The following is a 15,054-nucleotide window of genomic DNA, read 5'->3' on the forward strand; positions in this document are numbered from 1 at the left end:
GGCTGAGACGCGGCCGAGACGCGGCTGAGACGCGGGGCTAGAGGGGGGCGGACTCTCGCAGGGCGAGGTGGTGAGGGGTCACCAGTTCGCGGGGTGGGGAGTCGCGGTCGGGGCCGAGACGTCCGGCCAGGAGCTCGACCGCCAGGCGGGCGATGCGTTCCTTGTCGGGGGCGACTGTGGTCAGCGTCGGGATCGAGAAGCGGCCGTCCTCGATGTCGTCGAAGCCGGCCACCGCGACGTCCTCGGGCACGCGCAGGCCCGCCTCGTGCAGGGCGCGCAGCGCGCCGAGCGCGAGCGTGTCGTTGAAGCAGAAGACGGCGTCGGGGCGTACCCCGGTGGCGAGCAGGTGCCGCATGGCGGCGGCGCCGTCCGCGCGGTGCCAGGCCGGCGCGGGCGCCACCAGGCGGTCGTCGTACGCGATGCCGGCCCCGGCCAGCGCGGCGGTGTAGCCGGCCAGGCGGAGCCGGGCGCTGGCGCCCTCGGGGGTGCGCTGGGAGCCGATCGCGGCGATCCGGCGGCGGCCGAGCCCGATCAGGTGGGCGGTGATCTCCCGGGCGGCGGCCACGTTGTCGATCATGATGTGGTCGGCGGGGCCGTTGTCGACCCGTTCGCCGAGCAGCACCACGGGCAGGCCGTGCAGGGCGGCGAGGTCGTCGGAGGTGAGCGCGAGCGGGCTCAGGATCAGGCCGTCGATCATGTGGTCGCCGATGCCGCTGGCGGCCTTGCGCTCCTGCTCGGAGCCGCCGCCGGTCTGGTGGATGAGCACCGTCCAGTCGTGGTCGGCGGCGGCGGTGACGACGTGCCGGGCCAGCTCGGCGAAGTAGGGGATGTCGAGCTCGGGCACGGCCAGGGCGATCACCCCGGTACGCCCTTTGCGCAGGTTGCGGGCCGACAGGTTGGGCCGGTAGTTGAGCGCGGCGATGGCCTCCTCGACCCGGGCCCGGGTGTCGGCGCGTACGTGTTGGTAGCCGTTGACGACGTTGGAAACGGTCTTCACCGACACTCCGGCCCGCTCCGCGACGTCCTTGAGCCTGTGCCGCACTGAACTGTCCTCCTGGTGAACGCTGGCCGCACTGTACCGCCTCACGACGACGTGACGACCTCTTCACACGGAGAGTTACAACGTTGCAGAAATACACGGTCGATCAGGGCGGAGCCCTCCCGACCCGCGCGTCGAGAGGGCTCCGCGGTGCCCGCCTCAGGGGGTGGGGGCGGGCTCGGGGGTGTCCGAGTGCTCGCGCCGGGCGAGCCGGTTCTTGCGGTGGCCGTAGCCGAAGTAGATGACCGCGCCGAGCAGCATCCAGGCGAGGAACCGCAGCCAGGTCTCCACCGACAGGTTCAGGCTCAGGTAGAGGCACGCCACCGCCGTGACGATCGGCAGCACCGGCGAGAACGGCACCTTGAACGGCCGCTCCAGGTCGGGGCGGCGCTTGCGCAGGATCGGCACCGCGATCGCGACGAGCGTGAACGCGCAGAGCGCGCCGATGCTGACCAGGTCGGCCAGCGCCGACAACGGCAGGAAACCGGCGAGCAGCGCCACCGCGACGGTCATGATGCCGGCGATCCGGTACGGCGTGCCCCAGCGCGGGTGCACCTTGGCGATGGCGGGCGGGATGAGCCCGTCCCGGGCGATGGCGAAGCCGATCCGGCCCATTGCGACCAGGTCCACCAGGATCACGCTGGTGAGCCCGGCGACGGCGGCGATGGAGACGAGCACCGCGGCCCAGCCGGCGCCGACCGCCCGGAACGCGGACGCGATCGGCGCGCCCTCGTCGATCTCGGTGTACTTGACCATGCCGACCACGACCAGCGAGACGCCGATGTAGAGCACCGTGGAGATGAGCAGCGTGCCGAGCAGACCCAGCGGCAGGTCCCGCTTGGGCTTGCGGGTCTCCTCACCCAGGTTCGCCACGGCCTCGAACCCGGTGTACGCGAAGAACACCACCGCGGCGGCGGTGAGCACCCCGACGAAACCGAAGACGGAGGGCTCCAGCCCGAAGATGACCTGGGTGACCGGTTGCTTGATGCCGTCGTCTCCGGCGCCGGCCGGCTCGGCGGCCGGGATGAACGGGCTGAGGTTGGCCGCCTTGACGAAGAACAGCCCGGCGATGATCACGAAGGCGCAGATCGCCACCTTGACCAGCACCAGCAGGTTGGTGACCCGGGCGGACTCCCGGATGCCGACGATGGCGACCACGCCGAGCACCAGCACGATGCCGATCGCGCCGAGGTTGACGACGCTGCCCTCCTCGGCGAACCAGGCGCTGGGCAGGCCGAACAGGTCGGCGAGGTAGCCGGACCAGCCGCGGGCCACCACCGCCGCGCCGAGCGCGAACTCCAGCAGCAGGTCCCAGCCGATGATCCAGGCGACGATCTCGCCCATCGTCGCGTACGCGTAGGTGTAGGCGCTGCCGGCGGTCGGCACGCTGCTGGCCAGTTCGGCGTAGCAGAGCGCGGCGAGCAGCGCGACCAGGCCGGCGATGCCGAACGAGATCACCACGCCCGGCCCGGCGCTGTTGCGCGCCTCGACACCGGTGAGCGTGAAGATGCCGGTGCCGATCACGATGCCGATGCCGAAGCCCATCAGGTCGACCGCGCCGAGCCGGCGCCGCAGTCCCGGCTTGCCGTCCTCGCCGTCGGCGTCGCCCTGGGCGAGCACGTCCCCGATCGGCTTGGTTCGCAGGACCGACATCTGATCACCTCCCCCGCCGTGTGGCCGCCACGGTGGCGGTCTGTGACCGGGCTAGCTACCCAGCCGTTTTCCGCTCCAATCCCGCACGGCAGGTATCGGAATCGTCACGATCCGGCCGAGGTCGGACGGCGCGGGACATCGATCACCGGTCAAGGTCTTGCGCCGGGCACGGATAGATGAAAGTTTCCTACCGGAGGCGTGGGCAGTGCGGCGAATCTTGCCGCTACCCCGCCCGCCGATCGTCCCCCCGGACCCGACGAAGGGACCGCACCGCATGAAGGCAACTCGGCTCGGAGCCGCCGCGCTGGCCGCGGCGTTGCTCAGCGCGCTGGTCGCCGGCACGCCGGCGCAGGCCGCACCCGACGACACCAGCACCGCCACTTCCCCCTCCACCGACTGCGTCACCGACCCGGCCACCCCCAAGCGCCAGTTCCGGGCCATGTGGATCGCCTCGGTGACGAACATCGACTGGCCCACAAAGGACTCCTGGACCGCGCCGGACCAGGTGGCCAAGCAGAAGGCCGAATACCTGGCCTGGCTCGACCTGGCCCAGAAGCTCAACCACAACGCCGTGGTGGTCCAGGTCCGCCCGACCGCCGACGCGTTCTGGCCCTCGCCGTACGAGCCGTGGTCGGAGTACCTGACCGGAGTACGCGGCAAGAGCCCCGGCTGGGACCCGCTGGCCTTCCTGGTCGACGAGTCGCACAAGCGGAACCTGGAGTTCCACGCCTGGTTCAACCCGTACCGCGTCTCCATGCCCGCGCCCGGCGGCGCCGGCGCCGACCTGTCGCAACTGGCCCCGGACAGCCCGGCCCGCCAGCACCCCGACTGGGTCTTCGCCTACCCGCCCGCCGGCGTCGCCGGCAGCCGGCTCTACTACAACCCCGGCGTCCCCGAGGTCCGCGAGTTCGTCCAGACCGCGATGATGGACGCGGTCAAGCGGTACGACATCGACGGCGTGCACTTCGACGACTACTTCTACCCGTATCCGAGCGGCACCCACCAGGTGCCCGACGACGCCACGTTCGCGGCGTACAACAGGGGCTTCACGGACAAGGCCGACTGGCGGCGGGACAACATCAACCTGCTGATCCAGGAGATGAACGCCAAGATCAAGGCGGTCAAGCCGTGGGTGAAGTTCGGCGTCAGCCCGTTCGGCATCTGGCGCAACGCGTCGGCCGACCCGAACGGCTCGGACACCACCGGCTCGCAGTCGTACGACATCATCTCCGCCGACTCCCGCAAGTGGGTGAAGGAGGAGTGGATCGACTACATCGTGCCGCAGCTCTACTGGTACATCGGCCAGTACCCGGCCGCCGACTACGCCCGGCTCGTGCCGTGGTGGGCCGAGCAGGTGCGCGGCACGCGGGTGCAGCTCTACATCGGCCAGGCCGACTACAAGAGCGGTGACCCGGCGTACGGGTCGTTCTGGATGAACCCGCAGGAGCTGTCGAACCACCTGACGCTCAACCGGTCGTACCCGGAGGTGCTCGGCAACGTGCACTTCTCCGCGGTGCAGGTACGGGCGAACCGGCTCGGCGCCACCGACATCTACGCCGCCGAGCACTACTCCCGCCCCGCGCTGGTGCCCACCATGACGCACCTGCCGCGCAAGCCGCTGCTGTTCCCGGTGGTCACCAAGGCCCAACGGGAGGCGGACGGGGTACGCCTGAGCTGGCGTCAGCCGGCCGGCGGCAAGGGCCCGCTCGGCACCGCCGCGTCGTACGCGATCTACCGGTTCGACGGGCACGGCCTGGCCGGGCGCTGCGACTTCGCCGACGCCTCGCACCTGGTCGGCACCGTGCGGGCCACCGACGGCGCCGTGCAGTCCTGGGTGGACACCACGGCGGCCGACGGCACCCGGTACACCTACTACGTGACCGCGCTGGACCGGCTGGCGAACGAGAGCCCGGCGAGCCCGCCGCGCTTCGTCCGCTGATTCACCCCGAATGCCCCCGGGCCGCCTCGCCGGTCCGGGGGCATTCGTCTGTTCAGGCGGATGTCAGCGAGCCGTTCCCCGGGGCATCGCCCCAGCTCACCCCTTTGATCGACACTTGTCGACACCCGGAGATCCCGGCCACCACCACGCGGAGGTTCCCGTGTCCCGTCGCCTCGCCACCACCCTCGCCGCCGGCGCACTCGCCCTGCTCACCCTGCTCGGTCTGGCCACACCGGCCGCCGCCGCGGTGAGCACCCAGCAGAAGCTGTCCGTCCTGACGAGCTGGACGCAGACCAGCGCGTCCAGCTACAACGCCTGGAACAGCGCCCGGCAGAACCGGTCCCCCTGGACCGAGTACGGCTTCGACTGGTCCACCGACTACTGCTCGTCCAGCCCGGACAACCCGATCGGCTTCAACTTCAAGCTCTCCTGCTACCGGCACGACTTCGGCTACCGCAACCACAAGGCGATGGGCGTCTTCTCCGCCAACAAGGCCCGCCTGGACAACGCCTTCTACGCCGACCTGAAGCGGGTCTGCGCCACGTACAACACGGTGGTCCGGCCCGCCTGCTACAGCCTCGCCTGGACGTACTACCAGGCGGTGAGCGTCTTCGGTTCGGTCGCCGCCGTGTCCCCGGCCGACCTCGACCGCGCCGCCCGGATGAAGGCCGACGCCGAACGCCACGCCGCCGCCCGCGCCTGACGCACCACGCGGGGAGTCCGTCGCACGGCGGGCTCCCCGCCGCGCCCGGGCTCGCCCGCCTCAGCCCGCCGTGCTGCGCGGCTGGAACGCCGGCCAGGAGCCCTGCGCGGGAACGCCGAACCGGGGCGAGTCGGCGGCCAGGTCCGGGTGCTCGACGTGCAGCGCCAGCGCCGCCACCTCGTCCAGCCGCAGCCCCGCCCCGGCGCCGTAGGCGGCGTCGAACGCCTCGTCGCCGAGCACCCGGCGCAGCTCCGCCTGCCGGGCCGCCCAGTACGGGCCGTATATCCCCGGCGTGGCCCGCAGGTTCGACCGGGTGGCCTGCGCCGCGCCGAACAGCCGGGCCGCGGAGAGCGCGTCCCCGGCCAGCGCGCAGCGCACCGCTATCGCGTTGATCGTGTCGCAGGCCCGGCCCAGGTAGCCGTGGCTCATCCGCGACCGCAACGCCACCAGCAGGTGCTCGTGCGCCGCCACCAGGTCACCCCGGGCCAGCGCCACCATCCCGAGCAGCATGTCCACCGAACGGCCGCCCCGCTCCGCCGGCCGCGACGCCTCGACCGGGCGGGCCGCGGCGAGCACCTCGGCGGCCTCGTCCAGCGCGCCCCGGCGCCAGAGCAGCTCGGCCAGGTTGTAGACGGCGAGCAGCGCGTCCCCGACCACGTCCTGCGCGTACGCCCAGTCGATCACCTCGCGGCAGACCCGCTCCGCCTCGGCGAACTGGCCCATGTCGACGAGCGGCGCGGCGCGCCCGGCCAGCACCCGGGCCAGCAGCCCCCGGTCACCGGACTGCCGGGCGGCCGCCTCGGCCCGCTGCGAGTACCGCAGCTCCTCGCCGAACTCGCCGTCCGCGCCCGCGTGCAGCGAATGCATGTGGTACGCGGCGGCCAGCTCGGCCTCCGGCATCACCTCGCCGGTCTCGGCGAGCCGGCCGTAGAGCCGGAACAGCCAGAGCCGCCCCTCCCGGGCCAGCCCGCGTTCCCGCCACCACTGGTCCAGGTCGCCGGCCAGGCGCAGCCCCGCCCGGGCGCTACCGCCGGTCGCGCACCAGCGCAGCGCGGCCCGCAACTCACCGGCCAGCGGATCCAGCGCGTACAGGGAGAGCGTCACCGGACGGCCGTCCGGCCCGAGGCACGCCCGGTCCAGCGCGTGCCGGCACCAGTCCACGTGCCGGTCCCGGGCGCTCTGCTCCTCGCCCGCCTCGACCAGCCGCCGGGCCGCGTACGCCCGGATCGGGTCGAGCATCCGGTACGTGCTGCCCGAGGCGTGCGGCTCGGCCAGCACCATCGACTTGTCCACGAGAACCGAGAGCGGGTCGAGCGGGTCCTCGCCGAGCAGCCACTGCACGGTGGGCAGGTCCACCGGTCCGGCGAACACCGCCATCCAGCGCAGCAGCCGGGCCGAACGCGCGCCGAGCGTCCGGTACGACCAGGTGACGGTCGCCTGGATGGTCAGGTGCCGCTCACTGGCCGAGCGCTGCACCGCGCGGGTCGCCGGCGTGGGCGGTGCGGCGCCGGTCGCCGCGGCCACCAGGTCCACGGTGTCCTGCTGGTTGCCGCTCCAGCCCGCCTCCACCGGCGGCGGCTCCGCCGTCTCCCGTCCCGCGTCGAGCGTGCCCAGCATGTCGTCCAGCCGCTCCGCCAGCTGCCCGGCGGAGAGCACCCGCAGCCGGGCGGCGGCCAGCTCTATGGCCAGCGGCAGCCCGTCCAGGCGGCGGACCACCCGGTGCAGGTCGGCCTGCTCGGCCGCCTCCGGCGCCCGCCCGCCCCGGGCCACCGCCGTGCGGTCCAGCAGCAACGCCACCGCGTCACTGCCACCGTCGGGCCCCTCGTCCACCGACAGCGGCGGGATCCGCCACACCACCTCACCGGGTACGCCGAACGACTCCCGGCTGGTCGCCAGCACCCGTACGCCCCGGCCACCGGCCAGCAGCCGGCTGATCACCTCGGCCGACGCCGCGGTCTGGGCGTCGCAGGTGTCCAGCAGCACGAGCATCCGGCGCGGCGCCGCGTACTCGACGAGGGTGTCGAGCATCGGCCGGCCGGGCTCCGGGCGGAGGCCGAGCACGGCGGCGATCTCGAACGCCACGAGCCCCGGGTCGGTCACCGCGGCGATGTCGACGAACCAGACCCCGTCCGGGTAGTCCTCCACGATCCCGGAGGCCAGCTCCACGGCCAGCCGGGTCTTGCCGGCGCCGCCCGCGCCGAGCACCGTCACCAGGCGGTACGCCTCGACCAGCCGGCCCAGCTCGGCGCGCTCGGCCTGCCGGCCGACGAACGAGGTGACCTGGGTGGGCAGGTTGTGAGCCGCCGCGTCGGCGGTACGCGGGCGCGGGAAACGCCGCTCCAGACCGGGCGCGACGAGCTGGAACAGCCGCTCCCGGTCGTCGAAGCCACGCAGCCGGTGCAGGCCGAGGTCCAGCAGGGAAACACCGTCCGGCAGCGGTTCGGCGTGCTTGGCGGTGGCGGCCGAGCAGAGCACCTGCCCGCCGTGCGCGGCGGCGGCCACCCGGGCGGCCCGGTGCACCTCGGGGCTGGCGTACTCGCCGTCGCGCGGCTCGGCGTAGCCGGTGTGCAGTCCCATCCGGACCCGGGGCGTGGCGTCCGGGTTGGGCCAGTCGTGACCGGCGAGCGCGCGCTGCGCGGTCAGGCAGGCGTGCACCGCGGCGGCGGCGTCCGGGAACGCGAGGAAGAACGAGTCGCCCTCGGTCAGCAGCTCGGCCCCGTCGGTGCCGGCGAGGGTGTCCCGCAGCAGCCGGCGATGCTCGTGCAGCACCGGCCGGTAGACCGGGCCCAGCATCCGGGCCAGCCGGGTCGAACCTTCGATGTCGGTGAACACGAAGGTCACCCACCCGCTCGGGAGGTGGTGTTCTGGCGACATACGTCGAACCTCCGCCCGCTGACGTCGGATCCATGCTGCCCTATGATCGCGCCGTCACGCATCGTGAGAACGGTTGGGCGGATTCCGACCCAAGGTGCCAAAAGATCACACGGGCGGCAAGAGCCGGTTCGACCCGCGGGACGAGCGGCGGAAACTCAGCAGCCGCAGGAGCCGCCGCAGCAACCGCCACCGCTGGGAATCCCACCAGTCGGGCCGGAACCACCACGCCCGGTGACGGCGACAGCGGAGAGCAGCTTCACCGTGTCGGCGTGACCCCGCGGGCAGGTGGCCGGCCGGGCGGCCTCGGCCATCGGGCGGTTGACCTCGAAGGTGTCGCCGCAGGCGCGGCAACGGAACTCGTACCGGGGCATGACATCAGCGTACGGCGGACCTGACGCCGTCACACGGATGGGTGATACTCGAGGGGTGGTGGACGGCGAACGGCGAGCGACGGCCCGGCCCCTGCGACCCGCCGTGCCGCCCGACGGCGACGCCCGGCCCGTCCCGCGTCCCCGCCGCGAGCGCGACCCCATTCCCCCGAAGCCGCCCGCCGGCCCGGCCCGCGACCCGGACGCCACGGCTGGCGAGCCGAGCACGGACCCGGACCCGGGCGCGAAGCCGCAGCCCGAGCCGGACGCGAAGCCGGGGCGCACGCCCGACGCCGGAGCCGACACGGACACGAAGGCTGACGCGGGCGCCCCGTCCGGCGAGAAGCCGGAGGCGAAGGCCGAGGCGGCGGACGACGCGCAGCCGGCCGGCGGGCGACGTCGGCGCGTGCCGTTCGCGCACGCCGTCCGCACCCGCCCGCGGCAGCTCGCCGTCGGCGCGGCCAGCGCCACCCGCGCCTGGTCCCGCCGCCCCGCCGGGCGGACCACGCTGCCGGCGCTGTTCCTGCTCGCCCTGGTCGGCGCCGCCACCACGGCCGGCGCGGTGATCGTGCCGGCCGCCGTCGGCAGGCCGGCGTCGGTCGACGAGGCCCTGCCGGAGCCGACCGTGGCGCGGACCGCCGCGCCCGCCGCGACGCCCCTGTTCCCGGACCCGTCCGGGCTGTCCGGCACCGCCGCGCCGACCGGAACGCCGCTGCCCGGCGGCGTGACTGTCGCACCACCCACCGGTCGTCCCGCCGACGCCCTCGCCGACTGGGCGAGGCGGGTCAGCGCGGTCACCGCCATCCCGGTGGTGGCGCTCCAGGCGTACGCCTACGCCGAGCTGGTGCTCGCCCAGACCAACCGTGCCTGCCAGCTGAGCTGGACCACGCTCGCCGCCATCGGGCACGTCGAGTCCGGGCACGGCTCGGCCAACGGCGCCACGCTCGGGCCCGACGGCCGGGCCCTGCCGGAGATCAAGGGGCAGCCGCTCGACGGGCAGGGCGGCCGGTCCCGGATCCTCGACACCGACCAGGGGCAGCTCGACGGCGACCGCGTCTACGACCGGGCGCTCGGGCCGATGCAGTTCATCCCGACCACCTGGCAGGAGATCGGCGCCGACGCGGACAACGACGGCGTGAAGAACCCCCACGACATCGACGACGCGGCGCTGGCCGCCGGCCAGTATCTGTGCAAGGGCGGCCGGAACATGACCATCCCGGGTGACTGGTGGGGGGCCATCCTCTCGTACAACGATGTGCGCCGGTACGCCCAGGCGGTCTTCGACAAGGCCGACGAGTACGGCAGGCTCAGCCGCAACGTGAGGTGACCGCTCGCGTACATTCGCGGACTGAACCCTTCCCCCCGGCAGCGGTTGACGGCAAGCTAGACGGGTGATGGTGCGCGAGTGGAACCCTCGGACCGCCTCGTCCGCCGAGATCGCGTCCCTGCTGGACACGCTGAACGCGGTCCTGGCGGCCGACCTGCCGCAGGACCCGCCCTGGCAGGAGAGCTCCATGCGGGAGTACCTGTCCGAGGTGATGCCCGGCGAGCGGCGGATCTCCTGGGTGGCGCAGGAGGACGACGCTCCGGACGGCACGCCCGGAGCGATCGTCGGGCATGTGCACGTGCTGCTGCTGGGTGGCATCGGCGTACTGGAGGTGCTGGTGCATCCGGCGGTCCGGCGCACCGGGCTCGGCCGTGAGCTGGTCCGGGTGGCCGCCCGCCGGGTCTGGGACGAGGGCTTCCAGTCGATCGGCGTGGAGGTGGTCGGCGACACCCCGGCCGTGGCGTTCTACGAGTCGCTGGGCTTCACCCGCGACTATGTGGAGACCCGCAGCGTGCTCGACCTGCGTACGGTGGACTGGCCGGCGCTGACCGAGATGGCCGCCGAGGTGGGCGCGGGCTATCACGTGGAGTTCTGGCCCGGCGGGCCGCCGGACGAGCTGCTCGAGGCGTACGCGCGGGCCAAGGCCGAGGTGCGCGACTCCGACGACGTGGAACTGCGGCCCAGCTCCTACGACCCGGACCGGCTGCGGGACAGTCTCGCCACGTTGCACCGGCGCGGCATGAAGCCGTACATCGTGCTGGCGTTGCACGAGCGGACCGGGGACGTGGCCGGGTTGACCGAGGTGGTGGTGCCGGCGCAGCACCCGACCCGGGCCGACCAGTACGACACGATCGTCGTCCACGACCACCGTGGTTACGGCATCGACCGGGCCATCAAGGCGCGGATGCTGCTGGAGCTGCGCTCGGCCGAGCCCCAGCTGGTCGAGGTGCAGACCTGGAACGCGCAGGACAACGAGTCGATGCTGAAGGTCAACGCCGAGCTGGGTTACCGCCCCGACCGCGACTGGTGCGAGTACGGGGTGGACGTCGCCGAACTGGTGCACCGGCTGGACAGTCACCGCTGACCGTTCACCGGACGGCCACCGAAGGGCTGGACGGTGGACCCACGAGACCCTTAACGTTCGTTAGTTCCTGTCCACCCACCGTGGAGGCCCCATGCGCCCGCGCCGCACCCTCGCCGCGCTCGCGACCACCGCCGCCGTCACCCTCACGGCGATCGCTGTCGCACCCCCCGCGGCCAGCGCCGCGCCCACCGACCTGCTCATTTCCGAGTACGTCGAGGGGTCGTCCAACAACAAGGCCGTCGAGCTGTACAACGGCACCGGCGCCCCGATCGACCTGGCTGCCGCGGGCTACCAGCTCCAGCTCTACTTCAACGGCGCCAGCACGTCGACGAACATCGCGCTGACCGGCACCGTCGCCGCCGGGGACGTGTTCGTCTTCGCCGCCGCGTCGGCCGCGCCCGCGATCCTCGCCCAGGCCGACCAGACGTACGGCGGGTCGCTGTTCAACGGCGACGACGCGATCGTGCTGCGCAAGGGTGACACGGTGGTCGACTCCCTCGGCCAGATCGGCGTCGACCCGGGCAGCGAGTGGGGCAGCGGGCTCACCAGCACCGCCGACAACACGTTGCGCCGGCTGCCCTCGGTGACCGCCGGCGACACCGACCCGGCGGACCCGTTCGACCCGGCCGCGCAGTGGGCCGGCTTCGCCACCGACACGTTCGACGGGCTGGGCAGCCACACCATCGGCGGAGGCGGCCCGGTCGACCAGCCGCCGACGCTGGCCTGCGGCGGCGCGCTGACGCTGTCGGCGGGCGCCACCGCGACCCGCGAGGTGACCGCGACCGACGCCGACGACACGATCACCGACCTCGCGGTCACCGCCGTCGTGCCGGCTCCGGCGAGCGGCTCGATCAGCCGTACCGCGTTCACCCCGGCGGCCGGGGACGGTGGCACGGCCACCGCCACGCTGACCGCCACCGGCCTGCCGGCCGGCAGCTACGCGGTCACGGTGACCGCCACCGACGAGGACGGCGACACCGCCACCTGCACGCTCTCCGTGCAGGCCACCAGCGTGCTGTCGATCGGCGAGGTGCAGGGCCGCACCGGCGACGACGAGGACGGCCGCGCCGACCGGTCGCCGCTTGCCCCGGCCAGCGGCAACGGCACCAGCTCCCAGTTGTACGACGTGCGCGGCGTCATCACCGGCATGTCGCTGACCCGCAGCTCGGCCGGGGCCGACCAGTGGGGCTTCTACCTGCAGAGCCGGCTCGGCACCGAGGACGGCGACCCGCTCACGTCCGACGGGCTGTTCGTCTTCATGGGCTCGTTCACCACGCTGATCGGCGGGTACGCCCCCACCGTCGGCGACGAGGTAGTGCTGCGCGGCCGGGTCTCCGAGTACTTCAACCAGACCCAGCTCTCCGGCGCCTCGCTGGTCCGCAAGCTCGACTCCGGCCTCGACGTGGACACCGCGGTCCGGGTCGACGACGCGGTCCCGCCGGCCGAGGCGGCCGCCGCCGACCTGTTCTGGGAGCGGCACGAGGGCGAGCGGATGCGGGTACGCGCCGGCAGCGGCGTATCCGCGCCCCGGCACATCTACTCCTCCACCGCCGACTCCGAGATCTACGTGCTGGACCGGGAGGACCTGGTCATGAAGCGGTCCGACCCGTACGCCCGCCGGGTGTTCCGGGACGCGCACCCGCTCGACGACATCCCCGGCACGCTCTTCGACAACGGCAACAACCAGCGCATCCTGCTGGGAGCGGGCGGCGTGAAGGCGGCCGCCGGTGACTCCCGCGCGCTGCTGCCCGAGGCGCGCACGTTCGACACGCTGACCGAGGACGCCTACGGCTCCGTGTCGTACGCGTTCAGCAAGTACAGCGTGCAGCCCGAGCAGCTCACCCTGACCGGTGGCGCGGACCCGGCCGCGAACCACCCGCCGCAGCCGGCCGACCGCGGCAGCGAGGTCGCGATCGCCACCTACAACGTGGAGAACCTGTACGACTACCGGGACGACCCGTTCGACGGCTGCGACTTCGCCGGCAACACCGGATGTACGGGGGTCAGCCCGCCGTTCGACTACGTGCCGGCGAGCCAGGAGGCGTACGCCGCCAAGCTGGCCGCGCAGGCCCGGCAGATCGTCAACTCGCTGCACAGCCCGGACCTGATCCTGGTGCAGGAGGCCGAGGACCAGGACATCTGCTCGGTGGTCGACGGCGCCCTGGCGTGCGGTGACACGAACAACGCCGACGGCGCGCCGGACACCGTGCAGGAGCTGGCGCTGGCCATCGCGGCCAACGGCGGCCCCGCCTACGCCGCCGCGTACGACCGCACCGGCGCGGACGCCCGCGGCATCGCCTCGGCGTTCCTCTACCGCACCGACCGGCTCACGCTGGCCGAGGCGACCGCCGCGGACCCGCTGCTGGGCTCCGCGCCGACCGTCCAGTACCGCTCGGCGGCGCTCGCGTCCAACACGGACGTGCAGAACCCGAAGGCGTTCAACGCGGTGCTGCCCGCCGACGTGGACCGGTCGACCGGCGTGGACGGCAGCAACGTCTACACCCGCGCGGCCCAGCTGGCCCGGTTCACCGTCAAGGCCGCGCCCGGCTCGACCGAGCGGTTCACGCTCTGGGCGGTCGCCAACCACTTCTCGTCCGGGCCGGACAGCCGGGTCGGGCAGCGCCGCGAGCAGGCCGCGTACGGCGCCGCGATCGTCGCGGCGGTCGAGGCGAGCGACCCGAACGCCCGCGTGGTCTACGGCGGCGACCTGAACGTGTTCCCCCGCCCGGACGACCCGATCGCCACCGCACAGAACCCGACCCCGTCGGACCAGCTCGCCCCGCTGTACGAGGCCGGGCTGCACAACCTCTGGGACGACCTGGTGGCGGACGCGCCCGCGTCGGCGTACTCGTACACCTTCAGCGGCCAGGCGCAGACGCTGGACAACCTGTTCGTGAACGACCCGATGCACGACGACCTGGTGCAGGTACGGACGGCGCACATCAACGCCGACTATCCGACCGACGCGCCGGAGCTGGGTGACCGGGGCGCCAGCGACCACGACCCGCAGGTGGCCCGGTTCCGGTCGCGCGCCTCGCTGCGGGTGGCCGACACCTCGGTGGCAGAGGGCGACAAGGGCACCCGCGCGATGACGTTCACCGTCACCGTGTCCCGCCCGCTCTCCGAGCCGGCGTTGATCTGCGCGACCACCTACGGCACGACCGCCCAGGCTGGGTCGGACTACGACCCGTACGTGGGTTGCAAACTGCTCCCCGCGGGCCAGACCTCGCTGGCGTTCCCGGTCACCGTGCGCGGCGACCGCAAGCGCGAGGCGGACGAGAAGCTCACGCTGTACGTGGCGGGTGTGCCGGGCCTGCGGCTGGCCGACCCGTCCGGCGTCGGGACGATCCTGAACGACGACTGACAGGTGTTCCGGGCGGCGGCCCGTCGATTCGCTCATGGGCGGATCGGCGGGCCGCCGCGGTATCCGCACCGCTGCGGATCGGGCGGGGGCGGCACGTTCCGGTACTTGGCCACCCGCACCTCCCACTGGCTGCGGCGGCGCAGCGCGTCCCGGACCGCCCGGTCGCGGTAGAAGGTCTCCGGCGGGCGGGCCAGCCCGTACCGGTCGGCCCACCACTCTCCCGGCTCCGGGTCGGTGACGACGTCGAGGTGGGACGGGTACCGCCGCTCCGCGCCGTCACGCAGGTCGGCCCGGTCACGCATCGGCTTGAGCACCGTGCCGGCCTCGTCGACGACCACGAGCCGGAAGCCGGCCGTGCCCACGATGCGCGACAGCATGGCCAGGCTCGGCGTCAGGCTGCCCGCCTCGATCCGCCCGACCGTGCTCGGATGCACCCGGGCGAACCGGGCCAGCTCACGCTGGCTGGCGTCGGCCCGGCGACGCACCGCCCGGATGATCCCCGACGCCGGGAACGGGACGTCGAACGGCTCGGTGAGCAGCGCCGGCCTGCCGCCCTCCGCAAGCCCGCCCTCCACCGCCGGCCCGCCGTCAGCCGCTGTCACGGGGGTCGCTGGGGTCGCTGCCGGTACTGCGGTCGCCCAACTCCCGGGAGTCGCTGAGGGCACGGCCGTCGCGCAGGTCACGTAGGCAGCGGCCGTCGCGG

The 15,054-nt window shown here is 73.3% G+C and carries 10 protein-coding genes; 5 read left to right on the forward strand and 5 right to left on the reverse strand.

The annotated features are described in order from the left end of the window. Positions 1 to 37: 37 nt before the first annotated feature. Together BAW75_RS21225 and BAW75_RS21230 are read right to left on the reverse strand one after the other, a co-directional pair. Positions 38 to 1,042, reverse strand: coding sequence for a LacI family DNA-binding transcriptional regulator (locus tag BAW75_RS21225; RefSeq protein ID WP_104114663.1), 1,005 nt, complete (start codon positions 1,040 to 1,042; stop codon positions 38 to 40). Between the two features lie 156 nt (positions 1,043 to 1,198). Then, on the reverse strand, positions 1,199 to 2,692 hold the full coding sequence (locus BAW75_RS21230) for an amino acid permease (RefSeq protein WP_104114664.1): 1,494 nt from the start codon (positions 2,690 to 2,692) through the stop codon (positions 1,199 to 1,201). Between the two features lie 274 nt (positions 2,693 to 2,966). Between BAW75_RS21230 and BAW75_RS21235 the strand changes: the two genes are divergently transcribed. Both BAW75_RS21235 and BAW75_RS21240 read left to right on the forward strand, forming a co-directional pair. Next, positions 2,967 to 4,631 carry a glycoside hydrolase family 10-like protein gene (locus BAW75_RS21235; RefSeq protein ID WP_104114665.1) on the forward strand — a complete coding sequence of 555 codons (1,665 nt, stop codon included), beginning with the start codon at positions 2,967 to 2,969 and terminating at the stop codon, positions 4,629 to 4,631. A 160-nt stretch (positions 4,632 to 4,791) separates the two neighbouring features. Beyond that, a complete protein-coding gene (locus tag BAW75_RS21240) occupies positions 4,792 to 5,334 on the forward strand; it encodes a phospholipase (protein ID WP_104114666.1) in 543 nt (180 codons plus the stop codon). 60 nt (positions 5,335 to 5,394) lie between these two features. Here the strand turns inward: BAW75_RS21240 and BAW75_RS21245 are convergent, their stop codons facing one another. Next, positions 5,395 to 8,208 (reverse strand): ATP-binding protein, encoded by a 2,814-nt coding sequence (locus BAW75_RS21245; protein ID WP_069087771.1) that lies wholly within the window; start codon positions 8,206 to 8,208, stop codon positions 5,395 to 5,397. Between the two features lie 155 nt (positions 8,209 to 8,363). After that, complete coding sequence (locus BAW75_RS21250) at positions 8,364 to 8,579, reverse strand: FmdB family zinc ribbon protein (RefSeq protein WP_104114667.1); 216 nt, start codon at positions 8,577 to 8,579, stop codon at positions 8,364 to 8,366. Between the two features lie 37 nt (positions 8,580 to 8,616). On the opposite strand from BAW75_RS21250, the gene BAW75_RS21255 reads away from it, so the two are divergent. From BAW75_RS21255 to BAW75_RS21265, 3 genes are all read left to right on the forward strand, one after another. Beyond that, entirely contained in the window at positions 8,617 to 9,903 is a 1,287-nt protein-coding gene (locus BAW75_RS21255) for a lytic transglycosylase domain-containing protein (RefSeq protein WP_244206202.1), read from the forward strand. Positions 9,904 to 9,970: 67 nt separating this feature from the next. Further along, entirely contained in the window at positions 9,971 to 10,987 is a 1,017-nt protein-coding gene (locus tag BAW75_RS21260) for a GNAT family N-acetyltransferase (protein WP_043328100.1), read from the forward strand. Between the two features lie 91 nt (positions 10,988 to 11,078). After that, positions 11,079 to 14,351 (forward strand): lamin tail domain-containing protein, encoded by a 3,273-nt coding sequence (locus tag BAW75_RS21265; protein WP_104114669.1) that lies wholly within the window; start codon positions 11,079 to 11,081, stop codon positions 14,349 to 14,351. Between the two features lie 32 nt (positions 14,352 to 14,383). Here the strand turns inward: BAW75_RS21265 and BAW75_RS21270 are convergent, their stop codons facing one another. Then, complete coding sequence (locus BAW75_RS21270; protein WP_244206203.1) at positions 14,384 to 14,953, reverse strand: helix-turn-helix domain-containing protein; 570 nt, start codon at positions 14,951 to 14,953, stop codon at positions 14,384 to 14,386. Positions 14,954 to 15,054 lie beyond the last annotated feature (101 nt).

The sequence above is a fragment of the Micromonospora chalcea genome, assembly GCF_002926165.1.
GTDB lineage: Bacteria > Actinomycetota > Actinomycetes > Mycobacteriales > Micromonosporaceae > Micromonospora > Micromonospora chalcea.

Bases quoted from the DNA above. Each gene is read 5' to 3' on its own strand.
- BAW75_RS21265 (WP_104114669.1), top strand. From the start codon at position 11,079: ATGCGCCCGCGCCGCACCCTCGCCGCGCTCGCGACCACCGCCGCCGTC.
- BAW75_RS21230 (WP_104114664.1), bottom strand. From the start codon at position 2,692: ATGTCGGTCCTGCGAACCAAGCCGATCGGGGACGTGCTCGCCCAGGGC.
- BAW75_RS21250 (WP_104114667.1), bottom strand. From the start codon at position 8,579: ATGCCCCGGTACGAGTTCCGTTGCCGCGCCTGCGGCGACACCTTCGAG.
- BAW75_RS21255 (WP_244206202.1), top strand. From the start codon at position 8,617: ATGGGTGATACTCGAGGGGTGGTGGACGGCGAACGGCGAGCGACGGCC.
- BAW75_RS21260 (WP_043328100.1), top strand. From the start codon at position 9,971: ATGGTGCGCGAGTGGAACCCTCGGACCGCCTCGTCCGCCGAGATCGCG.
- BAW75_RS21235 (WP_104114665.1), top strand. From the start codon at position 2,967: ATGAAGGCAACTCGGCTCGGAGCCGCCGCGCTGGCCGCGGCGTTGCTC.
- BAW75_RS21245 (WP_069087771.1), bottom strand. From the start codon at position 8,208: ATGTCGCCAGAACACCACCTCCCGAGCGGGTGGGTGACCTTCGTGTTC.